23 protein-coding genes and 1 tRNA gene are annotated in these 21,747 nt (G+C 74.7%); 13 read left to right on the top strand and 11 right to left on the bottom strand.

What is annotated here, in order from left to right; translation table 11 throughout:
• Positions 1–127 precede the first annotated feature (127 nt).
• Complete coding sequence (locus LC193_RS10095; protein ID WP_226073467.1) at positions 128–748, top strand: VTT domain-containing protein; 621 nt, start codon at positions 128–130, stop codon at positions 746–748.
• Here LC193_RS10095 and LC193_RS10090 read toward each other — a convergent pair.
• From LC193_RS10090 to iolC, 7 genes are all read right to left on the bottom strand, one after another.
• Positions 663–896, bottom strand: coding sequence for a helix-turn-helix transcriptional regulator (locus tag LC193_RS10090; RefSeq protein ID WP_226073466.1), 234 nt, complete (start codon positions 894–896; stop codon positions 663–665). The genes LC193_RS10095 and LC193_RS10090 overlap by 86 nt on opposite strands.
• Positions 897–1,025: 129 nt before the next feature.
• Positions 1,026–1,739, bottom strand: coding sequence for a GNAT family N-acetyltransferase (locus tag LC193_RS10085; protein ID WP_226073465.1), 714 nt, complete (start codon positions 1,737–1,739; stop codon positions 1,026–1,028).
• Between the two features lie 24 nt (positions 1,740–1,763).
• Positions 1,764–3,260, bottom strand: a complete 1,497-nt coding sequence (mmsA, locus tag LC193_RS10080; RefSeq protein WP_226073464.1) for a CoA-acylating methylmalonate-semialdehyde dehydrogenase — start codon at positions 3,258–3,260, stop codon at positions 1,764–1,766.
• 98 nt (positions 3,261–3,358) lie between these two features.
• Complete coding sequence (iolD, locus tag LC193_RS10075) at positions 3,359–5,233, bottom strand: 3D-(3,5/4)-trihydroxycyclohexane-1,2-dione acylhydrolase (decyclizing) (RefSeq protein ID WP_226073463.1); 1,875 nt, start codon at positions 5,231–5,233, stop codon at positions 3,359–3,361.
• Positions 5,230–6,153, bottom strand: a complete 924-nt coding sequence (iolB, locus tag LC193_RS10070) for a 5-deoxy-glucuronate isomerase (RefSeq protein ID WP_226073461.1) — start codon at positions 6,151–6,153, stop codon at positions 5,230–5,232. The genes iolD and iolB overlap by 4 nt, the downstream gene beginning before the upstream one ends.
• Positions 6,154–6,217: 64 nt before the next feature.
• Positions 6,218–7,096 (bottom strand): Cgl0159 family (beta/alpha)8-fold protein, encoded by an 879-nt coding sequence (locus LC193_RS10065; protein WP_226073459.1) that lies wholly within the window; start codon positions 7,094–7,096, stop codon positions 6,218–6,220.
• Positions 7,093–8,079 (bottom strand): 5-dehydro-2-deoxygluconokinase, encoded by a 987-nt coding sequence (iolC, locus tag LC193_RS10060; protein ID WP_226073456.1) that lies wholly within the window; start codon positions 8,077–8,079, stop codon positions 7,093–7,095. Before iolC ends, LC193_RS10065 begins: the two co-directional genes overlap by 4 nt.
• 165 nt (positions 8,080–8,244) lie before the next feature.
• On the opposite strand from iolC, the gene LC193_RS10055 reads away from it, so the two are divergent.
• From LC193_RS10055 to LC193_RS10025, 7 genes are all read left to right on the top strand, one after another.
• Entirely contained in the window at positions 8,245–9,249 is a 1,005-nt protein-coding gene (locus LC193_RS10055; RefSeq protein ID WP_226073454.1) for a sugar ABC transporter substrate-binding protein, read from the top strand.
• The gene (locus LC193_RS10050; protein WP_404819383.1) at positions 9,246–10,256 is read left to right on the top strand and encodes an ABC transporter permease; all 1,011 of its coding nucleotides are present in this window, start codon (positions 9,246–9,248) and stop codon (positions 10,254–10,256) included. Before LC193_RS10055 ends, LC193_RS10050 begins: the two co-directional genes overlap by 4 nt.
• A complete protein-coding gene (locus LC193_RS10045; protein ID WP_226073451.1) occupies positions 10,253–11,188 on the top strand; it encodes an ATP-binding cassette domain-containing protein in 936 nt (311 codons plus the stop codon). Before LC193_RS10050 ends, LC193_RS10045 begins: the two co-directional genes overlap by 4 nt.
• Before the next feature lie 188 nt (positions 11,189–11,376).
• Positions 11,377–12,288, top strand: coding sequence for a sugar phosphate isomerase/epimerase family protein (locus tag LC193_RS10040; RefSeq protein WP_226073449.1), 912 nt, complete (start codon positions 11,377–11,379; stop codon positions 12,286–12,288).
• 99 nt (positions 12,289–12,387) lie between these two features.
• The gene (locus tag LC193_RS10035; RefSeq protein ID WP_086160347.1) at positions 12,388–13,410 is read left to right on the top strand and encodes a Gfo/Idh/MocA family protein; all 1,023 of its coding nucleotides are present in this window, start codon (positions 12,388–12,390) and stop codon (positions 13,408–13,410) included.
• A 7-nt stretch (positions 13,411–13,417) separates the two neighbouring features.
• Positions 13,418–14,155 (top strand): GntR family transcriptional regulator, encoded by a 738-nt coding sequence (locus LC193_RS10030; protein WP_226073447.1) that lies wholly within the window; start codon positions 13,418–13,420, stop codon positions 14,153–14,155.
• A 126-nt stretch (positions 14,156–14,281) separates the two neighbouring features.
• Positions 14,282–14,356, top strand: a tRNA-Cys gene (locus LC193_RS10025).
• A 91-nt stretch (positions 14,357–14,447) separates the two neighbouring features.
• Here LC193_RS10025 and LC193_RS10020 read toward each other — a convergent pair.
• The gene (locus LC193_RS10020; RefSeq protein WP_226073445.1) at positions 14,448–14,741 is read right to left on the bottom strand and encodes a type II toxin-antitoxin system prevent-host-death family antitoxin; all 294 of its coding nucleotides are present in this window, start codon (positions 14,739–14,741) and stop codon (positions 14,448–14,450) included.
• Positions 14,742–15,016: 275 nt separating this feature from the next.
• Between LC193_RS10020 and LC193_RS10015 the strand changes: the two genes are divergently transcribed.
• The gene (locus LC193_RS10015) at positions 15,017–16,078 is read left to right on the top strand and encodes a helix-turn-helix domain-containing protein (protein WP_226073444.1); all 1,062 of its coding nucleotides are present in this window, start codon (positions 15,017–15,019) and stop codon (positions 16,076–16,078) included.
• On the opposite strand, the gene LC193_RS10010 is transcribed toward LC193_RS10015, so the two are convergent.
• On the bottom strand, positions 16,054–16,917 hold the full coding sequence (locus LC193_RS10010; protein WP_226073442.1) for a polysaccharide deacetylase family protein: 864 nt from the start codon (positions 16,915–16,917) through the stop codon (positions 16,054–16,056). The genes LC193_RS10015 and LC193_RS10010 overlap by 25 nt on opposite strands.
• 109 nt (positions 16,918–17,026) lie before the next feature.
• Here LC193_RS10010 and LC193_RS10005 point away from each other — a divergent pair, with 109 nt between their 5' ends.
• The 4 genes from LC193_RS10005 (at position 17,027) to LC193_RS09990 (ending at position 19,480) form a co-directional block, all read left to right on the top strand.
• Complete coding sequence (locus LC193_RS10005) at positions 17,027–17,407, top strand: MerR family transcriptional regulator (RefSeq protein WP_226073440.1); 381 nt, start codon at positions 17,027–17,029, stop codon at positions 17,405–17,407.
• 148 nt (positions 17,408–17,555) lie between these two features.
• A complete protein-coding gene (locus LC193_RS10000) occupies positions 17,556–17,702 on the top strand; it encodes a hypothetical protein (RefSeq protein WP_226073438.1) in 147 nt (48 codons plus the stop codon).
• On the top strand, positions 17,699–18,838 hold the full coding sequence (locus LC193_RS09995; protein ID WP_226073436.1) for a methyltransferase domain-containing protein: 1,140 nt from the start codon (positions 17,699–17,701) through the stop codon (positions 18,836–18,838). The genes LC193_RS10000 and LC193_RS09995 overlap by 4 nt, the downstream gene beginning before the upstream one ends.
• Before the next feature lie 99 nt (positions 18,839–18,937).
• Entirely contained in the window at positions 18,938–19,480 is a 543-nt protein-coding gene (locus LC193_RS09990; RefSeq protein WP_226073434.1) for a dihydrofolate reductase family protein, read from the top strand.
• A gap of 82 nt (positions 19,481–19,562) precedes the next feature.
• On the opposite strand, the gene LC193_RS09985 is transcribed toward LC193_RS09990, so the two are convergent.
• Positions 19,563–21,116: a helix-turn-helix domain-containing protein gene (locus LC193_RS09985; RefSeq protein ID WP_226073432.1), complete on the bottom strand. Its 1,554-nt coding sequence runs from the start codon at positions 21,114–21,116 to the stop codon at positions 19,563–19,565.
• A 351-nt stretch (positions 21,117–21,467) separates the two neighbouring features.
• The gene (locus tag LC193_RS09980; RefSeq protein WP_226073430.1) at positions 21,468–21,719 is read right to left on the bottom strand and encodes a type 2 periplasmic-binding domain-containing protein; all 252 of its coding nucleotides are present in this window, start codon (positions 21,717–21,719) and stop codon (positions 21,468–21,470) included.
• Between the last annotated feature and the right edge of the window lie 28 nt (positions 21,720–21,747).

The raw sequence follows: 21,747 nt of genomic DNA, 5'->3' as shown, positions 1-21,747 counted from the left end.
CGGAGCGGTCCCGGAGATTCCCGCGTCGCGCTTCCGCGCCGCGCCCGCCGCATGTCAGGTTTGCCTGACAGGTGAAAGGCGCGGGTGTCGATCGGCGTCCGCGAGCGGGAGGGGACCGGCGGGGAGCATGGACGGAACGCTGTGGATGTACGTGGCCCTCGCGCTCACCACCGCGCCACCGCTGGTGCCCAACGCGGCGCTCGTCGCCTCGGCGGGCGCCCTCGCCCAGGCCGGTGAACTGAGCCTGCCGCTGGTCCTGTTCGTCGTCGCCACCGCGGCGACGGCCGGGGACGCCGCGGTCTACGGGCTCGGCCGCCTCGGTGGCGGCAGGGCGCGTTCGTGGCTGGCGCGCGACGCGCGCCGCCGGGCCGCGCTCGCCTGGGCGGGGGACCGGATGCGCGTGCACGGGCTGCCGTTCGTCATCGCCGTGCGGTTCGTGCCGAGCGGCCGGCTGCTCGGCGGGCTGACCGCGGCCCTCGTCGGCTACCCGGCCCGCCGCTACCTGCTCGGCGCCGCCATCGCCCAGTGCCTGTGGGCCGGTTACAGCGTCGCCCTCGGGTACTGGGGCGGTGGCGCCCTCGGCGGCGTGTGGGCGGCGATGGCCGTCGGCTGGGCCGTCTCCCTCCTCGCCGCCGCCCTCGCGCACCTCGTCGCGCGCCGCCTCAGCCGTTCTCCCCGCCCGGCGCCCGCCGGTGCCCGTCGCGGCGCCGCCGGTGGCGTCCCGGACGGCGCGCCACCCATTCCGTGATGCTCTCCACGTACCACAGCGGCCTGCCGCCCTCCACCGCGTCGGGCGGGGGCAGCAGCCCGTGCTTGCGGTAGGAACGCACCGTGTCGGGCTGCACCCTGATGTGGTCCGCGATCTCCTTGTAGGACCACAGGCGTCGCTCCGTCATCCTCCGTACCTCCCGTTCCGGCTCCGTGCCGGGTCAACGACGCGGCCCGGCCCGCGCCCCGCGCTGTGGCCCTTTCGTGACGGCGGGGCCGCGGGGTGGTGACGGTCGTCACCGATTCCTGACGTTCCGTCAGGTCGTGCGGCGGCGCGCGGTCCAGATCCAGCCGAGCGGGGTGAGGCCGAGTACCCGGGCGACGGAACGGGACGCGTGGTTGTCCGCGGTGGTGCTGTAGAACAGCACGTCGCGGTGCTCGCGCCGGGACCAGGCGGCCACGACGGCCGGCGCGAGGCGCCTGCCGCGGAAGTCGGGGCGGGTCCGGACGCCCGCCTCCGCGCCCGTCGCGTTCGACGCGGGCGTGAAGCAGATCGACACCGGCTCCCGGCCGTGGACGGCCATGGCCCACGGGCCCATGCGGCCGTCGACCAGGTCGTGCCACTCGCCGGGTTCCCAGGTGCGGGGCCGGGCCAGCCGCCGGGCGGCGCGCCGGCCGCCCGCCGTGGAGACGACGACGGGCAGCGGGGCCGGGTCCGGCACGGCGAGGCGGCGGGGGAGGACGAAGCTCGGGCCGCCCTCGACGGACACCGCCCGGTCGCCGAGGGAGGCGACCAGGGAACGCAGCGCGTCGGGTGGGCGGCCGGGAGCGTACTCCTGCGCCACGCCGTCGAGGGGGCCGGGGAGCGCGATCCCCGGCGCGAGGGCCAGCAGCCGCGCGCGGGGGGACCACGCCCACACCGCGAGCACGGAGGGATCCTTCGGAGCGGCCCGGGGCGCCTCCTGGTAGGGCCCGAGCCCGTGGATCGCGTCGATCTCCAGCGCCAGCAGGCTTCGTTCGTCCCACCGCACGCCTCCCCGTGGCACCGGGCGGCCTCAGCTGTTGCGGGGGAAGCCCAGGCCGCCGCCGCCCTCCGCAGGCTCGGGCCAGCGCGAGGTGATCACCTTCCCGCGGGTGAGGAACCGCACGCCGTCGTTGCCGTAGACGTGGTGGTCGCCGAACAGCGACGCCTTCCAGCCGCCGAAGGAGTGGTAGCCGACGGGAACGGGGATCGGCACGTTCACGCCCACCATGCCGGTCTCCACCTCAAGCTGGAAACGGCGGGCCGCGCGCCCGTCCCGCGTGAACACGGCCGAACCGTTCCCCCACGGCGAGGCGTTGATCAACGCGATCGCCTCCTCGTACGACGCGGCCCGCACCACGCACAGCACCGGGCCGAAGATCTCGTCGCGGTAGGCGTCCATCTCCGCGGTCACGCGGTCGAGCAGGGACACCCCGAGGAAGAAGCCCGCCTCGTGCCCCGGCACGCGCAGCCCGGTGCCGTCGAGCACGACCCGCGCGCCCTGGGCCGCCGCGCCCGCGACGTAGCCGGCCACGCGCTCGCGGTGCGCGGCCGTGATCAGCGGCCCCATCTCCGCGTCCGGGTCGGTGCCGGGGCCCACCCGCACCGCGGCGGCGCGCGCGGCGAGGCGTTCCACCAGCGCGTCCGCGGTGTCCTCGCCGACCGCGACCAGCACGGAGACCGCCATGCACCGCTCGCCCGCGGAGCCGTAGGCCGCGCCGACCGCGGCGTCCGCCGCCAGGTCGAGGTCGGCGTCGGGCAGCACCAGCATGTGGTTCTTGGCGCCGCCGAGCGCCTGCACCCGCTTGCCGTGCGCCGTCGCCTCGCGGTGCACCGCGCGCGCCACCGGCGTCGAGCCGACGAAGCTCACCGCCGCCACGTCCGGGTGGGCGAGCAGCCGGCCGACGGCCTCGCGGTCGCCGTTGACGACGTTCAGCACGCCGGCCGGCAGCCCGGCCTCGGCGGCCAGCGAGGCCAGCAGCAGCGCGGCGGACGGCGCCTTCTCGCTCGGCTTGAGGACGAACGCGTTCCCGCAGGCCACCGCGAGCGGGAACATCCACAGCGGCACCATGGCGGGGAAGTTGAACGGCGTGATGCCGGCGACCACGCCGAGCGGCTGCCTGATCGACGCCACGTCCACACCTGTGGACACCTCCATGGACAGCTCGCCCTTGAGCTTCTCCGGGATGCCGCAGGCCAGTTCCACGATCTCAAGACCGCGCGCGACCTCGCCGAGCGCGTCGCCCGGCACCTTGCCGTGCTCGGCCGTGATCAGCGCGGCCACGTCCTCGCGGTGCGCCACCAGCAGCTCGCGGTACCGGAACAGCACCCCGGTGCGCCGCGCGAGCGACGCGCGCCCCCACGAGCGCGCCGCCGCCGCTGCGGCGGCCACGGCCGCGTCCACCTCGGCGGCCGAGGCGAGCGCGACCCGCGCGGTCAGCTCGCCGGTCGCGGGGTCGTGGACCGGCCCGTGCCGCCCCGAGCGGCCGGCGGCCGGCGCGTTGTCGACGAAGTGGCCGATGGTCCTCATGCCGTGCACTCCTTCGTTCTGGCCGTGCGGAACGTGCGAGAGGTGCGGAACGTGCGGACCGCCCGGCGGCCCCGCGCCCGCGGGCGCCGCGGGCGGGGTCACAGGTGGCGGCGGCGGCCCGCGGCCCGCCGTTCGTACTCCTCGCGGGCCCGCCGCGCGGCCGGCCGGGCCGAGGTCTGCGCCACGGGAACGTCCCACCACGCCGCCGCGGGCGGCGCCGTGGCCGCCGGGTCCGTCTCGACGTACACGCACGCGGGCCCCCGGGCGGCGCGCGCCGCCGCCAGCGCGCCCCGCAACTCCCCGCAGGTCGCCGCCCGGAAGACGGTCAGGCCGAGCGAGGCGGCGTTCGCGCCCAGGTCGACCGGCAGCGGGTCGCCGGTGAACGAGCCGTCGGCGGCGCGGTACCGGTAGGCGGTGCCGAACCCCTCGGCGCCGGTCGCCTCCGACAGCCCGCCGATGGACGCGTAGCCGTGGTTCTGGAGCAGCACGAGCTTCAGCGCGATGCCCTCCTGCACGGCCGTGACCAGCTCCGTCGGCATCATCAGGTACGTGCCGTCGCCCACGAGCGCCCACACCGCTGTGCCCGGCGCGGCCAGGCCGACGCCGATGGCCCCGGGGATCTCGTAGCCCATGCAGGAGTAGCCGTATTCCAGGTGGTATTGGCGCGGCGACCTGGCGCGCCACAGCTTGTGCAGGTCGCCCGGCAGCGAGCCGGCCGCGTTCACGAGGACGTCCGCGTCCCCGACGACCGCGTCCAGCGCGCCGATCACGTGCGTCTGCGTGGGGCGGTCGCTCTCGGCGCGCGGGGTGAACGCGGCGCGCGTGACCGCGTTCCAGCGCTCCTTGCCCGCCGTGTACTCCATCACGTACTCCTCCGCGACCCGGTGGCCGTCGAGCGCCCGCGTGAGCGCCGTCAGACCGGCGCGCGCGTCCGCGACCAGGGGCAGCCCGCCCATCTTGTGCGCGTCATGGCCCGTGATCGACAGGTTGACGAACCGGACGGACGGCTCGGCGAACAGCGTCCCGGACGCGGTGGTGAAGTCCGTCCAGCGGGTGCCGACGCCGATCACCAGGTCGGCGCGCCCGGCCAGGTCGTCCGCGACGGCCGAGCCGGTGTGCCCGACGCCGCCCACCTCGCACGGGTGGTCGTGCGGCAGCGCGCCCTTGCCCGCCTGCGTGGTGGCCACCGGGATGCCGGTGGCGTCGGCCAGCTCCCGCAGCGCGTCCTCCGCCTCGCTGTGGTGCACCCCTCCGCCGGCCACGAGCAACGGGCGGCGCGCGGCCCGGATCGCGCGCGCCGCGGCGGTGAGCGCCGCCGGGTCGGGCGCGGGCCTCGGCACCGGCCACACGCGCACGGCGAAGAACGCGTCGGGCCAGTCGAACGCCTCGGCCTGCACGTCCTGCGGCAGGGCCAGCGTCACCGCGCCCGTCTGCGCCGGGTCGGCCAGCACGCGCATCGCATCGAGGGCCGCGGGCACCAGCGCCTCGGGCCGGTGCACGCGGTCGAACCAGCGGCTGACCGGGCGCAGCGCGTCGTTCACCGAGATGTCGCCCGCGCCCGGGTGTTCGAGCTGCTGGAGCACGGGGTCGGCGGGCCGCGTCGCGAACGTGTCGCCCGGCAGCAGCAGCACCGGCAGCCGGTTGACGGTGGCGAGGGCCGCGCCCGTGACCAGGTTCGTGGCGCCGGGCCCGATGGAGGTGGTGACGGCCTGCGCCGAGAGCCGGTTGCGCTGGCGTGCGAAGCCGACGGCCGCGTGCACCATCGCCTGCTCGTTGCGCCCCTGGTGGAACGGGAGTTCGGCGCCGGGCGCGTGGCCGCTCTCGACCAGCGCCTGCCCGAGGCCCGCCACGTTGCCGTGCCCGAACACGCCCCAGCAGGAGTCGATGAGCCGGTGCCGCAGCCCGTCCCGTTCCGTGTACTGCCGGGCCAGGAAGCGGACGAGGGCCTGGGCCACGGTCAGCCGCGCGCTCACCGGCCCGCCCCCGGCGCGCCCGGGGCGTACAACGGCAGCCTGGGATCGGGGACTTCGTCCCGCCAGCGGTCCCTGACCCACGCGTGGTCGGGATGGTCGCTGATCAGCCACGCGCGTTCCGCGTCCGGACCTGCCATGACGTTCAGGTAGTACATGTCGTGCCCGGGCGCCGCGATGGACGGGCCGTGCCAGCCGTCGGGGATCAGCACCGCGTCGCCGCCGCGCACTTCTGCCAGCACGTCCGTGCCGCCCGGCCCCGCCGGGGTGACGCGCTGGTAGCCGACGCCCTCGGCCCCCGGGCCGCCGGGCGCGGCGGCGATCTCGTAGTAGTAGATCTCCTCAAGGCGGGACTCGGCGCCCGGCACCGCCTCGTCGTGCTTGTGCGGCGGGTAGGAGGACCAGTTGCCGCCGGGCGTCAGGACCTCGACGGCGATCAGCCGGTCCGCCTCGAACACCCCGGCGGCGGCGAAGTTGTTGACCTGCCGCGAGCAGGCGCCCGCGCCGCGCAGCTCCACCGGCACGCCCTCGGCCGCGCCCCGGCGCGCGGGCAGCCGGCGCGCGCAGCGCGCGCCGGCCAGCGCGAACCGGCCGCCGCCCGCGGAGGCGACCGTCGCCTCGGCGTCGCGCGGCACGTAGGCGAAGTCGGAGACGGCCGTGAACACATCGGTGCGGCCCGCGAGTTCGAACGTGCGCCCCTCGGCGGTGACCGTGCAGGAGCCGGCCAGCGGCAGCACGATCCACTCGCTGTCACCGGTGGCGAACGTGTGCAGGCCGCCGGGCGCGAGCGGCAGTATCCGCAGCGAGGAGTGCGCCCAGCCGGCGCTCGCGGGCGAGATGTCCAGGCTGTAGGGGCCCGCGCTAGCGGACCCGGCGGGCAGGTGGCGGCGGGCGGCGGCCTCGGTGCGTGCGTTCACGGTCAACGGGTCACGTCCTCACGGCGGTTCCGGCCGGCCGGCGGCGGAGCGCGCCACCGGCCGGGCACGTTCAGAGCAGACCGACGGCGGTGTCCACGGCCTTCGCCACGTCGCCGTCCGGCGGGTACAGCAGGGCGCGGCCCACGACGAGGCCGCGCACGGTCGGCAGCCGCAGCGCGGCGCGCCACCGCCCGAACACGGCGTCCTGGTCGGCGGTCACGTCGCCGCCGAGCAGGACGGCCGGCAGGGTCGTGGCGGCCAGCGCGCGTTCGGTCGCCTCGGGGGCGGCGGCCACCGGCACCTTCAGCCACGTGTAGGCGGAGGTGCCGCCGAGCCCGGAGGCGATGGCGAGCGACGTCGCGACGGCCTCGGCGCCCAGGTCCGAGGTCACCCGCCCGTCGACGCGGCGGCACAGGAACGGCTCGACGAACACCGGGAGCCGCCGCGCCGCCATCTCGTCCACCGTCCTGGCCGCCGCGTGCAGGGTGCTGAGCGACCCGGCGTCGGAACGGTCGATGCGCAGCAGCAGCTTGCCCGCGTCGAACCCGAGCCGCGCGATGTCCTCGGCCCTGTGCCCGGTGAACCGGTCGTCCAGCTCGAACACCGAACCGGCCAGGCCGCCGCGGTTCATCGAGCCGATGACCACCTTGCGTTCCAGCGCGCCGAGCAGCAGCAGGTCGTCCAGGATGTCGGCGGTGCCGAGCACCCCGTCCACGCCGGGCCGCGACAGCGCGAGCGTCAGCCGTTCCAGCAGGTCGAGCCGGTTGCCCATGGCGAGCTTCCGGCCGCCGACGGCCAGCGCGCCGCGCGCCGGGTGGTCCGCGGCGATGATCAGCAGCCGGCCGCGTTCGCCCAGCAGCGGGCGGCGCGCCCGCCGGGCCGCGGCCTCGGCGATCGCCTCCGGGTGGCGGCTGCGCACGGTCACCAGCTCGGTGACGTCGATGCTCACGCGGCACCCCCGGGCGCGGCGGCGGCGAGCAGCGCGTCCACCTCGTGCGCGAACGGCATGGCCGCCGAGCACGCGAGCCGCCCGGCGACGAGCGCGCCGGCCGCGTTCGCGTACCTGGCCAGCCGGTCGGGCGGCCAGCCGGCGAGCAGCCCGTGGCACAGCGCGCCGCCGAACGCGTCGCCCGCGCCGAGCCCGTTCACGACCTCGACCGGGTGCGGCGGCACCTCGGCCACCCGGCCGTCGCGGTGCGCGAGCAGCACCCCGGCGGGGCCGCGTTTGACGACCGCGAGCTCCACCCCGGCGGCCAGCAGCGCCTCGGCGCACGCCAGGGGCTCGCGTTCGCCGGTCGCGACCTCGCACTCCGCCACGTTCCCCACCGCGACCGTGGCGTGCGCCAGCGCGGCCAGGTAGTGGGGGCGCGCGGCGGCGGCGGAGCCCTCGGGCCAGAACACCGGCCGCCAGTCGAGGTCGAACACCGTGGCCACGCGGCCCGCGCCCCCGGCCGCCGAGCGCGCCGCGAGTGCGGTGAGCGTCGCCGTCCTGCTCGGCTCCTCGCACAGCCCGGTGCCGCTCGCCCAGAACACGCGCGCCGCCGCGACGGAGGCCAGATCGAGCTCGTCCGGCTCGATCACCAGGTCGGGCGCCTTCGGCTGCCGGTAGAAGTACAGCGGGAAGTCGTCGGGCGGGAAGATCTCGCAGAACGTCACGGGCGTCGGCAGCCCGTCGACGGGCGTCACCCAGCGGTCGTCGACGCCGAACTCCGCGAGGGCCTGACGGCAGTAGTCGCCGAACGGGTCGCGGCCCGTCCTGCTGATGACGGCCGCGGAACGGCCGAGCCTGGCCGCGGCGACCGCCACGTTCGTCGGGGATCCGCCGAGGAACTTCCCGAACGTCTCCACGCGCGCCAGCGGCACACCGGTTTCGAGCGGGTAGAGGTCAACGCCGATGCGTCCCATGGTGATGAGGTCCAGCGGTCCGGCCATACCCCTCAGGTGTAGGCGCGCCGCGAGCACCTGTCAATGTATTGTCAGGACAAAGTATTGACATGCTCAGCGGGTGGGGAGTTTGCTGCGCGCATCGGCACCCACGGTCCTCCGTGACGAGGGCCGGCCGCGCCCAGCGCTCACACCGAAGTGAGGTTCCGGACGATGAAACGTGTGTATCGCACCGCCGGCGCGGCCCTCTGCGCCGCCGGCCTGCTGCTCGCGACGGCCTGTTCGAGCAGTACGGGCGGCAAGGCCGCCCGCGAGCGGGCCGAGGAGGCGGCAGCGGCGGGAGTGGCCGACACCCCGCGCATGAAGGTGGCGCTCATCACACACGGCGCGCCGGGCGACACGTTCTGGGACACCGTGCGCAAGGGCGCGGAAGCCGGCGCGCAGAAGAGCAACGCCGAGCTGGTCTACGCCAGCGACCCGGCGGTCTCGGGGCAGGCCAACCTCATCCAGAACGCCATCGACCAGGACGTCGACGGCATCGCCATCTCGCTGGCCAACCCGGAGGGCCTGACCGGCGCGATCCAGCAGGCCGCGGAGGCGGGCATACCCGTCGTCGGCCTCAACTCCGGCATGGACACGTGGCAGGACCTCGGCCTGCTGTCGTTCTTCGGGCAGGACGAGACCGTCTCGGGGCAGGCGTTCGGCGAGCGGCTGAACGACGAGGGCGCCGAGCACGCCGTCTGCGTCATCCACGAGCAGGGCAACGTCGGCCACGAGGCGCGCTGCGCGGGCGTGGCCGACACCTTCGAGGGCGAGACGGAGATCCTGTACGTGGAGGGCGCCGACATGCCGTCGGTGCGCGCCACCATCGAGGCCAAGCTGCGGCAGGAGCCCGCCGTCGACTACGTGGTGGCGCTGGGCGCGCCGTTCGCGCTGACGGCCGTCGACTCGGTCGCGGACGCAGGCAGCGACGCGACGGTCGCGACGTTCGACCTCAACACCGAGGTGGTGCCGGCGATCGAGGACGGGCGGGTCGAGTTCGCCGTCGACCAGCAGCCCTACCTCCAGGGCTACCTCGCCATCGACAGCCTGTGGCTGTACCACAACAACGGCAACTTCAGCGGGGGCGGCGCGGAACCCGTGCTCACCGGGCCGGCGTTCGTCGACCGGGACAACATCGGCGAGGTCGCCGAGTACGCCAGGAACGGCACCCGGTGACCGCCCCGTCCCTGCCCCGCCGGGTACTGTCCCGGCCCGAGATGGGCGCCCTCATCGGGGCGCTCGCGGTGTACGTCCTGTTCTGGGCGGTGGCGCCGACGTTCCGGCAGCTCGACTCCCTGTCCACGGTGCTGTACCAGTCCTCGACGCTCGGCATCATGGGCCTGGCGGTCGCGCTGCTGATGATCGGCGGCGAGTTCGACCTCTCGGCGGGCGTCGCGGTCACGTCATCGGCGCTGACGGCCAGCATGGTCGCGTTCCAGTTCACCCTGAACGTGTGGTCGGGCGTGCTGGTCGCGCTCGTCCTGTCCCTCGCGATCGGCGCGTTCAACGGGCTGATGCTGGTGCGGACCCGGCTGCCGAGCTTCCTGATCACCCTGGGCACGTTCCTTATGCTCCAGGGCCTGAACCTGGCCATCACCAAGGCCGTCACCGGCAATGTCGCGACCGACTCCATCCGCGACATGGAGGGTTTCGAGCAGGCGCGCCAGGTCTTCTCCTCCACCCTCGGCATCGGCGGCACCAACATCCGCGTCACCGTCCTGTGGTGGCTCGGCTTCGCGGCGCTGGCCGCCTGGGTCCTGCTGCGCACCAAGTACGGCAACTGGATCTTCGCGGCGGGCGGCGACCAGGACAGCGCGCGGGCGGTCGGCGTGCCCGTGGCGTTCGTCAAGGTCAGCCTGTTCATGCTGGTCGGCTTCACCGCCTGGTTCGTCGGCATGCACCAGCTGTTCGCGTTCAACACGATCCAGTCCGGCGGCGGCGTCGGCAACGAACTCCTCTACATCGCGGCGGCGGTCATCGGCGGCTGCCTCCTGACCGGCGGCTACGGCTCGATCACCGGGCCGGTCATCGGCGCGTTCCTGTTCGGCATGGTCTCCCAGGGCATCGTGTACGCGGACTGGGACCCGGACTGGTTCATGTTCTTCCTCGGCGCGATGCTGCTGCTCGCCACGCTCCTCAACCTCTACGTCCGCAAGCAGGCCACCCGGAGGCGCGGCGCATGAGCGACAACGACACCGGCGCGCGCGCCGGGCGCGAACTGGTCAGGCTGACCGGCGTCGGCAAGACCTACGGCACCAACCGCGCCCTGCACGGCGTGGACCTCACCGTCAGGGCCGGCGAGGTGACGTGCGTGCTCGGGGACAACGGCGCGGGCAAGTCCACGCTGATCAAGATCGTTTCCGGGCTGCACCGGCACAGCGAGGGCGAACTGCTCATCGACGGCGAACCGGCCCGGCTCTCCTCGCCCCGCGACGCGCTCGCGCGCGGCATCGCCGCCGTCTACCAGGACCTCGCGACCGTCACGCTGATGCCGGTGTGGCGCAACTTCTGGCTCGGCTCGGAACTCACCCGGGGCCCCTGGCCCCTCCAGCGGCTCGACATCCCGCGCATGAAACGCGTCGCGGACGAGTCGCTGCGCGCCATGGGCATCGCGCTCGACGACATGGAGCAGCCCATCGGCTCGCTCTCCGGCGGCCAGCGGCAGTCCGTCGCCATCGCACGCGCCGTGCACTTCGGCGCCCGCGTGCTCATCCTCGACGAGCCGACCGCCGCGCTCGGCGTCAAGCAGTCGGGCGTCGTCCTCAAGTACGTGGCCGCCGCGCGCGAACGCGGCCTCGGCGTCGTGTTCATCACCCACAACCCCCACCACGCCTACCTGGTCGGCGACCACTTCACCGTGCTGCGCCTCGGCACGGTAGAGCTGAGCGAGCCGCGCGAGCGCGTCACGCTTGAGGAACTGACCCTGCACATGGCGGGCGGCGCCGAACTCGCCGCGCTGAAGCACGAACTCGCCCGGGTCGGCGGCGTGGACACCGGCAGCCTCCCCGACGCGCCCGCGCGCCCCGGAACTCCCGGGGAACGTGGGGAAGACGACCAGCACACCGGGACCACCGAGGACACCCCGGACGCCCCCGGAGGCCGGGAACGATCCTGACCACGACGGCCACGACGGCCACGACGACCGGCGACCGGCAGCGGAAACCGCAGGAGAGGAACGGCGCGAACGACAAGCACCGCGCGAACGGCGCCGGGCGGCCCCGGCCCGTTCGGCCCGCCGGGACCCGCCAGGCCCCGCGGCGGGACGCAGAGGGAGAGGAAGTGACCTGGCCAGTGACTCAGCCCGTGACACCACCAGCGCACCCGGACGCGACCATCCGCGTCGGCTCGGCCCCCTGCTCGTGGGGCGTCTGGTTCTCCGACGACCCACGGCAGACCTCGTGGAGCAGGTTCCTCGACGAGGTCGCGGAGGCCGGCTACCACTGGATCGAACTCGGCCCGCACGGCTACCTGCCCACGGACCCGGCCCGCCTGACCGACGAACTCGCGCGCCGCGAACTGCGCGTCTCCGCCGGAACGGTCTTCACCGCCCTGCACCGCGGCCCCGCCGTGTGGGACGCCACCTGGGCCGAGGTGCGGCGCGTCGCCGCGCTCACCCGGGCCACGGGCGGCGAACACCTCGTCGTCATACCGGAGTTCTGGCGCGACCCGGCCAGCGGAGAACAGCTGGAGCCCGACGTGCTCGGCCCCCGCCAGTTCGCCGACCTCGCCGGCGGCTCCGACTGGCTCGGCGCGCGCCTGCGCGAGGAGTTCGGCCTGCGCATGGTCGTCCACCCGCACGCCGACACGCACGTCGGGGACGAGACGACCGTCACGCGCTTCCTCGACGCGACCGACGCGGCGTCCGTCTCCCTCTGCCTCGACACCGGGCACTACGCGTACTGCGGCGGCGACAGCGTTCGCCTCATCGAGACCTACGGGGAACGCGTCGGCTACCTCCACCTCAAACAGGTCGACCCCGCCGTCCTCGCCGAAGTCCGAGCCGAGCGGCTGCCGTTCGGCACGGCCGTGCGGCGCGGCGTCATGACCGAGCCGCCCGCCGGCGTACCCGACCTGCCGCCCGTCCTGCGGGCCGCGCGCGCCCTGGGCGTCGACCTGTTCGCCATCGTCGAGCAGGACATGTACCCGTGCCCGCCGGAACAGCCGTTGCCCGTCGCCCGGCGCACCCGCCGTTACCTGGCATCCTGTGGCGCCTGACGCTTCATCAACGCGCCGCGCCGGGCGGCCCGTTGACGCCGGGAACGGGTCGCGGCCCGCCCACCGGCACCGCACGCGCACGATTCGAGGAGCAGCACCATGAGCACCACCGCACCCCTCGGTGTCGCCGTCATCGGCACCGGCCTGATGGGCGCCGACCACGTCCGCCGCATCGACGAGGTCATCAGCGGCGCCCGCGTCGCGGCCGTCGCCGACCCCGACGGCGACCGGGCCGCCGAGGTCGCCGCGCGCATCGAGGACTGCGCCGTGCACACGGACCCGCACGCGGCCCTGGCCGCGCCCGGCGTCGGCGCCGTACTCATCGCGTCGCCAGGACCCGCGCACGAGGAAACGCTGCTCGCCGCGCTCGAACGCGACCTGCCGGTGCTGTGCGAGAAGCCGCTGACCCCGGACGCGGCCTCGGCCCTGCGGGTCCTGGCCGCCGAGCAGAAGCTCGGCCACCGCCGCGTCCAGGTGGGGTTCATGCGCCGCTACGATGCGGAGTACCGCCGACTGGCCCGGCTGCTCGCGGACCGCGAGCTGGGCCGCCCCCTCATGCTGCACTGCCGGCACCGCAACCTCTCCGTCCACCCGTACTTCACCAACGACATGGTCATCAACGACTCGGTCTCCCACGAGTTCGACGCCGCCCGCTGGCTGCTCGGGCAGGAGATCGCCGCCGTCCGCGTCTACCGGCCCACCCCGGCGTCGGTCACCGAAACCGGGCTCAGCGACCCGCAGTTCGTGGTGTTCGAGACCACGGGCGGCGTCGTGGTCGACGTCGAGATCTTCGTCAACGGGGGCTTCGGCTACCAGGTGCAGGCCGAGGCGGTGTGCGAGCACGGCACGGCCCGCATCGGCGAGGCCCACGGCCTGCTCACCAACACCGCCGGGCGCTGGGGCGGCGAGATCGCGCCCGACTTCCTGACCCGGTTCGCCGACGCCTACGACCGCGAGGTGCAGGAGTGGGCGGACGCCGCGCGCCGCGGCGAGGTCACGGGCCCCGGAGCCTGGGACGGCTACGCCGCGGTCGCGGCCTGCGCCGCGGGCATCGAGGCCCAGCGCACGGGCCGCCGCGTGCCGGTCGAGATGGCCGAACGCCCCGCCTTCTACGGACGGTGACCCGCTTGTGGACGTGAAGTTCAGCATCGACCGCACGAGCCCCGTGCCGCTGTACTTCCAGCTGTCCCAGCAACTGGAGGCCGCGATCGAGCACGGCCAGCTCGCGCCCGGCGCCCTCCTGGGCAACGAGATCGAGCTGGCCGGCCGCCTCGGCCTGTCCCGCCCGACGGTGCGCCAGGCGATCCAGGCCCTGGTCGACAAGGGGTTGCTGGTGCGCCGCCGGGGCATCGGCACCCAGGTGGTCCGCAGCCAGGTCAAACGGCCGCTCGAACTCAGCAGCCTCTACGACGACTTGGAGGCGGCGGGCCAGCACCCCGGCACGCGCGTCCTGGACGTCGCGGACCTGCCCGCGCCGCCGGACGTCGCCGCCGCCCTCGGCATCGCCGAGGGCACCGGCGTGCGGCGGATAGAACGGCTGCGGCTCACCCACGGCGACCCCATCGCGTTCCTGCGCAACTACCTGCCGCCGCCCGTCCCCGCCCCCGCGCGGCGCGACCTCGAAGCCACCGGCCTCTACCGCCTGCTGCGCGCGGCCGGCACCACGCTCCACAGCGCCCGCCAGTCGATCGGCGCGCGCGCCGCGACGGAGGAGGAGGCGGCCCTGCTCGCCGAGCCGCCGGGCGCGCCGCTGCTGAGCATGCGCCGCACGGCGTTCGACGACAAGGGCCACGCCGTGGAGTACGGCACGCACCTGTACCGCGCGTCCCGCTACACGTTCGAACTCCAACTGCTGATCCGCCCCTGACCCGACCGCCCGGGGCGTTCCGCCTGTGTCGCGGTGTGAACGGCCGTGAAAAGCACGTGAGCCCGCGCCAACTCCGCCCCCGACTCGTTGACCTGGCCGACACCCGGCGGCAGATTGGGGGCATCCGGCCGTGTGCCCGAGTGGTTGAGGGACTCGCCTGCAAAGCGAGTGACACGGGTTCGATTCCCGTCACGGCCTCCACGCGCGACCAGCACGCACGGAGGGGCGGACCCGATCGGGTCCGCCCCTCCGTCTCAGTTTCCGTCTCACTCGGCGCCGCCCCCGATTCCGCTCATCGGGAGCCGCGCAGGTCCCTGACGACCTCCTCGTGGGGCACTCCCGCCTCGCCCCGCAGCTTGCGCAGCTCGGCGCGGGTGGCGGCCAGTTCGTCCTCCAGGTCCTCCAGCGCTGCGGGACTGACGACCAGCGCGATGATGGTGTCCTCCGCATCGGTCAGCGCGATGTCCTCCCGCGACGCGGCGACCCGCCGGGCCAGCGGCTCCAGCTGCCGTTGCGCGTCCGGGATCGACATGACCCCCCAAGGGCCGAGCTTCCTCAACCCCTCCAGCAGCGTGTGATCACCCATACGCCCACCGTAGTCGCCGTGCGGGTTGAGGACCGAAGCCCCGGACGCGCACGTTTTCGGCGGGGCAGACGGTCCGGCCGGAGACGCGACGTTCGGTGTACTGCCTGTTGCCCGGATCAGGTGAATTTCCGGGCCGCGGCGAAACAACTTCGGGTGGCCCGAAAGGCCGGGGCCGGTCGGGCCGCGCCTCCGGAGAAGCCGTTCGCCGTTCCCTTCACTTCCGCCAGGGGTACCGTCCGAGGTGTCAGCGCAAGGACGGCGACGTGGAGTCTCCTATGCCAGCACCCCCCGCCGTGCCCGTGGAGGGCATCGGCACGCGCATCCAAGCGGTCCGCAAGCTCTGTGGCTTCACCCTGCGCGAGCTGGCGCGCCGCGCGCACGTTGCCCCGGCCCAGATCTCCCGTGTCGAGAGGGGACAGCGCTACTCGAGCCCCAGCGTCGTGGCCGGCATCGCCCGCGCGTTGAGCGTCAACGTCAGCGTGCTGTACGGGCAGCCCTACATCCAGATGCTGCAACGGGACCGGCTCGACGTGCTGCTGACTCCCATCGCCGCCGCGTTGGACGACTGGGACGTCGTTCCAGAGGAGACCGACCCGCCCCCGCGCCCGTTGCCGGTCCTTGAGGCGGACGTGCGGTTGCTCGGCGCCAGGCGGCAAGCGGGCCTGCAATTCGAACTCGCCGAGGCACTACCCGGGTTGATCAGCGAGGTCAACCACGCCACGCTGGTGCACGACCGGCAGGGCCGGGACCGTGAGCGCGCGTACTGGCTCCAGGCCGAGTTGGGGCGCGCCGCCTACGTGGCGGCCCGGCGGCTCGGCTTCGTGGACCTCGCTCGGCACGCTCTGGGACGCATGTCGGCCGCCGCTCCTCACTCAGGGGACCCCCGGCAGGTCGCGATCGAACGGTGGGACCTGGCCCGACTTCTGGGCGACGCGGCCCGCCACGACAAGGGGTACCGGCTGGTCCCTCAGGCGCTGCGCGACCTGGAGGACGACGGTGCCACCGGAACGCGGGCTGTCCGGGGCGCGCTCTACCTCGAAGCCTCGGTCCTCGCCCGGCGCGCCGGGGACGGCGGGGCCGTGACCGGCCTTCTCGACGCCGCAGGGGAGCTGGCGGCCTGCGCCCGGAGCAGGGTGTGTGGCCTTGCCCGAGCGGAGAGGGGCTTTCGGGACCATGCGCGGAGCCCGGAGCGCGCGTCGACGTCCGAAAAGCTTTCCGTACTCCGCCGAGTCCGGTCGGCAGGCCGCCCGCGCGGCTCGTTCCCCGGACTCGGCGGTGCGTTAGCCCTTTCGGGTGGCATCGTCCGTCGCTGTCACGGAGCGGTGCTGCGGGTGTAGTGGTCGGCGATCTCGTCGCTCGTCGTCAGCCACACCCCCGGGTGCCGGACGATGTACTCAAGTGCCTGCTCCAGGTACCGGTGGCGGAAGGGCTGGTTGATCACGAACGGGTGCAGGACCAGGGACATCACCCGGCCGCTGCCGGCCGACTCGGCGTACAGCTGGTCGAGCTGGTCGGTCACGACGCGCACGAACTCCGGCCCGCTGAGGGCCTTGCCGACGAACATCTGCACGTCGTTGATCTCGATCGAGTAGGGCACGCTCAGCATGCCGGGCACGTTCAGGCGGTACGGCTGGTCGTCGTTGGCCCAGTCGAGCACGTACCGCAGGCCGAGTTCCGCGAGCAGTTCCGGGGTGTGGTAGGTCTCGGTCAGCGCCGGACCCAGCCAGCCGAGCGGCCTGCGGCCTGTGGCCCGTTCGATCGTGCCGACCACGTCGGTCAGGTAGGCGCGTTCCTCCTCGCGGGGCATGTCGGCCTGGAGGGTGGAGTTGTTCCTGCCGTGCGCGGCCCAGACCCAGTCCCGCTGCCTGCCCGCCTCGATGATCCGCGGGTACCGCGCGGCCACGTCGGAGTTGAGCATCACGCTGGCCCGCACGCCGAGCCGGTCGAGCGTGTCGATCAGCCGCCAGATCCCCACCCGGGGGCCGTAGTCGCGCCAGCCGTAGTTCAGCGGGTCGGGGGACAGCTCCCTGGTGTCGGCGAAGATGCTGGTCGAGGGCCGGTCGACGCGGTAGTGCTCGACGTTCACGGCCAGGTAGAACGCCACGCGGGCGCCTCCGGGCCAGTGGATCGGCGCGCGGTCGACGATGGGGCTGTAGTCGAACAACTGATTGTCCATGAGGCTCACTTCCGGTCCCTCGGGTACGCTTCGGTGCGTCGTCCGGCGCCGATCGTCCAACCCTCACACCGGTGGAACGGTCAACACGGAGCCTTGTGAGGTGGCCCACATGCGCATCGGTGAGCTGTCGCAACGGACCGACACCTCCCGGCGGTTGCTGCGCTACTACGAGGAGCAGGGGCTGATCGTGGCGGCCCGTGCCGCGAACGGCTACCGCGAGTACGACGAACGCCTCGTCGACCGGGTGCTCCAGATCAGGGGGCTGCTCGACGCCGGCCTGCCGACCCGGATCATCCGGCAGATCCTGCCGTGCCTCGACACGCCGCGCACCATCTACTTCCCGGACGCGACACCGGAGATGATCGCGACCCTGACGCGCGAACGGGACCGGATGACCGACCGCATCCGGTGCCTGGCCCGCAACCGCGACGCCATATCCGCCTATCTGGACGCGGTGCTCGCCTACCGGCCCGAGGCGAGCGGCGACTGACGCCGGGCCGCCGTGCCACCGAACGGCACCGGCGCCCGCCGGTGGGGTGGGCCCGGTCGCGCGCCCTGCCGCACGCCCCCGCGGGGCGGCTACCGTCACGTGCCGTGAGGGCCGCCCGCCGGGCGCCCGCCGGAGCATGGGAGGGAACGTGGCAGGTCAGCACGGCCGTGGCGAGGGAGAGACGCAGGACAACCTGCCGGGGACGCCGTTCCAGCCGCCGCCGCCCACGCCGGACAGCCCGCCGCCCTCGGGGTCGGGCGTGCACCGCAAGGACGACGAGAAGGACGAGGAGTGAGCCGTCCGGCCGTGGCGCGCGCGCCCGTCGGGCCCGTGCCCGCCGGGGCGGGCGCCCCGTGGGCGGAGGTCCTGCGCAGTCTGCCGCGCGCCGTGTTCCTGCCCGACCTCATCTGGCCCTACCACCCCGACGGCACGGGGCCGGTGGCGGCCGTGCGCCGCGCGGATGAGCCGGAACGCTGGTGGGCGGCGGCCGACGCGGATGTCCCGGTGGTCACGCAGTGGGACGACGGCGTGCACGCCGGCGCGTCCCCCGGGCGCGTGCCGACCAGTTCCGCGTCCGCGCCCTCGCTGGTCGCCGCCATGCTCGCCGCGCTGGACGCCGAGCCGGGCATGCGCGTCCTCGAAGTGGGCACGGGCACGGGCTGGAACGCCGCGCTCCTCGCGCACCGCCTCGGCGCCGGGCACGTCACGAGCGTGGAAGTGGACGAACGCGTCGCCGCCCGCGCCCGGCGCGCCCTGCGCAGGACCGGCCTCGGCGTCCGGGTGGTCACCGGGGACGGCCTCCTCGGCGCGCCCGGCCGCGGGCCGTTCGACCGCGTCGTCGCGACCTGCGGCATCCGGTCCGTTCCCCCGGCGTGGCTCGCGCAGGTGCGGCCGGGCGGCGTGATCCTGGCGCCCTGGGGCACTCCCTACAGCTCCCTCGACGCGCTGGTGCGGCTGACCGTCCGGGCGGACGGCACGGCCGACGGCCGGTTCCTCGCGCTCGTGGAGTTCATGAAGGCGCGCGCGCAGCGCTCGGCCCTTCCCGACTACCCCCGCGACCTGCCGGTCACGGACACGACCACGGCCGCGTGGCCGCCGCCCGGCCCGTGGCACCCGTTCCCCTTCCTCGCCGGGCTGCGCATGCAGCGGGCGGCGCACGCCGTCGAGACGCACCCGGACGGGCACACGCAGTGGCTCTACGACCTGGCGGGGGACGGGTGGACGGCGGTCGTGCGCCGGAACGCCACCGGGCCCGGCGCCGTCGTGCGCCGGGCCGGGCGGCGGCGGTTGTGGGACGAACTGCTCGCCGTTCACGACTGGTGGCGGGCGGCGGGCAGGCCGGGCGTCGAGCGGTTCGGGCTCACAGTCGCGAGGGACGGCATGGCGACCGCGTGGCTCGACGCGCCCGGCCACGGACTCGCGCCCGGGTGAGGCGGCGGCGGAGGCGGGGGCGGGGGCACCGATGAGTTCGCGGACGGTCCGGAGTCGGAAAGGGGAGCACAGGACCGATTTCGAGTGAAAGGCGCGATCGTGAGCAGGTTGCTGTACTCGGTCACCATGTCGCTGGACGGCTTCATCGCCGGTCCTGGGGGAGACATGTCGTGGCTGACGGAACACCTCGACCCCAACCCGCTGGTCGAGGAGCTGATCAGCGAGGTGGGGGCGCTGCTCGTCGGGAACCGCACGTTCCTGGGCAGTGACCCGTACGAGGGCATGGAGGGGGAGGGCGAGGCGTTCGGCGGCGGCTGGAGCGGGCCGCAGTTCGTCGTCACCCACAACCCGCCCGCGAAGACGCCGCCCGGCTACACCTTCGTGACCGACCTCGACGAGGCCGTGGCGCTGGCCAAGGAGGCCGCCGGCGGCTCCTATGTCAACGTGCTCGGGGCCGACATCGCCCGGCAGTGCGTCGAGGCCGGGGTGCTCGACGAGATCCTGGTGTCCCTCGCGCCGGTCATGCTCGGTGACGGCGTGCGGCTCTTCGAGCGCGAGGGCGGCGCCCCCGTCCGGCTCGAACGCCTCGCCCAGAGCGAGCTGCCGCATCCGACGACCGTCCGGCTGCGCGTGGTGCGTTGAACGGGCGGTGGCGCGGGCTCCGCCGCCCGACGCCACCGCGCCCCGCACCGCACGCCGCGGGAACGCCAGTGCCGGGGGCCGTTCAACGCCTCGGGCGCGGGCCCGCGATGCGCAGGGCGTGCACCACGTCGTGCACGCCGGACGTGAGGGTGAGCAGGTCCCGGTTGAGCAGGCTCTCGGCGGCGCGCAGGTGCGCGCGCACGGTGTTGCGGCTGATGCCGAGGCGCCGCCCCGCCTCACGCGCGTCGGTGTTGGCCTCGATCCACACCCGCAGCGTGCTGCCGGGCCCTGGGCGGTCCAGGTCGGCGAGCGGCTTGAGCAGGTCGGCCGCCCAGGTCGCGGCGGCCCCCGTGCGCAGCAGCGCGTCCAGCGAGGGGCCCGGACCCTCCCCTCGCCGGCCGCGCGCGGGGGGCCAGGGGCCCGAGCCGGCGACGGACAGGGCCAGGTCGAGCGCGGCGCGGGCGCGCACGTCGGTCAGGTCGAGGCCGAGCAGCGCCTCGGCGCGGCCGATGTGGGTGGTGACGGTGTTGCGGCTGATCCCGAGCAGGCGGGCGACGCCGGACCGGGAGACGGACACGGCCAGCCGCGCGATGTCGGAGGTCAGCTTCGGCGCGGACGCGAGCGGATCGAGGAACGCCCCGGCCCACGCGGGCGCCGCGGGCCGGGGCAGCAGCCGCGCCAGCGGCAGCCGGCCGCGGTAGTCGGCCACCCGGTCGGGCAGGTTCCTGGCGACGGCGAGCGCGTGCCCGGCCTCCGCGTACGCCTCGGCCGTGGCGGCCAGCGGGTGCGGGCCGCTGACACCGAGCGCGTAGTGCGGGTTGTTGAGCACCAGGCGCCGCAACGTCGCGTCGTGCCGGTCGGGTGGCACGCCGTCGGGTGAGGCCGCGTCGAACGGGCCCGCTTCCGGCGGGCTCTCGTCGTCGGCGAGCACGCAGATGAAGTGGTGCGGGTGCACCGGGCAGGGCACCATCAGGCCCGCGCCGTGGTAGCCCGCGGCGTCCTGGTAGGTCTGCGCGAGCCGGTCCCGGTCGCCCGGCGCGCAGTGCAGCAGGTGCACGCGCACCCGCGTGGCCGACAGGAGCCGGGGCACGGCCCCCGTCGTCATGCGGCGCGCGAGGTCGGGGTCGCCGGCCATCAGCGCCGTGAACACGGCGAACCGCAGTTGCCGCGCCTTGTCCTGGTACCCGCGCGCGGTGCGTTCCGCCAGGTGGGCGCGGCGCGCGACGGCGATGACGCTGCCGGCGTGCGAGGCCAGCGCGGCGGCCTCGCGGTCCAGCGGCGCGTCGCCCGCCGTGACGAGCACCGGGCGCGGGGCGCGGGTTTCCAGCGCCTCCACGTGCACCTGCCGGCCGCCGGCCTGGGTGGCGACGGCGGCGAGCGCGCCGCCCGCGACCCGGGCGAGTGCCGGGCGCAGCGGGTCGAGCAGGTCGTGCGGGAACCCTTCGCTCGCGGCCTCGGCCGTGCCGGTGTCCGTCACCAGGGCGAATTCGGAACCGGTGTGCCGACGCAGCCAGTTGAGCAACTGCTCCGGCTCCGTGGGGGGTTCGGCGGACGCGTACCGCCTGAGTTCCATGAGCAGCCGGGTCAGCAGGCCGTCAAGCCGGCCGTTCCGCCACTCGATCCGCCCGTTCCGCACGGCCGTGCCGCCTCCCTCGCGAGTTCTGATGCCGATGGCCTGCCGACCCGGCGGGGCCGCCGCCCGGCACCGGGGGGCGCCGCGCGGCGCCCCGGGGCGTGGCATGCGCGTGTCACTCTCGCATCCTTCGCCCCTCCGTGCGCACCGGCGGGCGTCGAGTGGGCGCTGAAGTCGGGTTTTTCCGGTATGCCCCGCGCCCGCGTTCCCACTGCCGTTCCGTGGGGACGACGAGGTGGGCGCGCGGCCGGTTCCTGGCGGGGCGCGCGTTCCGTGCCGCCCGCGGCCCGGGAGGCGTTCAGGGCCGGGCGCGCTCCACGCGCCGGCGCGGGCGGCTCACAGCGCTCACCACGCTCACAACGGCCGGCACAGCACCGGGTTCTCCAGCTCCAAGCAGGGCCGGTGGTCGCGGGCGCGGATGATGTCCTGGCCGACCTCGTTGGTGAGATAGCGCAGGAAGCTCGCGGCGAGCGAGTCGGGCGCGGGTTCCCCGTAGGTGTAGGCGAACTCGGTCTCCCAGAACGGGTAGGCGCCGTGGTCGGCGGCTTCGAGGGTCGCGGCCTGTCCGTCGATGCGCAGCGGCAGGATGTCGTCGCGCTCGTTCACGCGGCCGAACGTGCGGCGTGTGCCGGAG

This window comes from Streptomyces marincola, assembly GCF_020410765.1.
GTDB classification, from domain to species: domain Bacteria; phylum Actinomycetota; class Actinomycetes; order Streptomycetales; family Streptomycetaceae; genus Streptomyces; species Streptomyces marincola.
The sequence above is the reverse complement of the archived record's forward strand: the minus strand, read 5'-3'. Positions and strand labels throughout refer to the sequence as shown.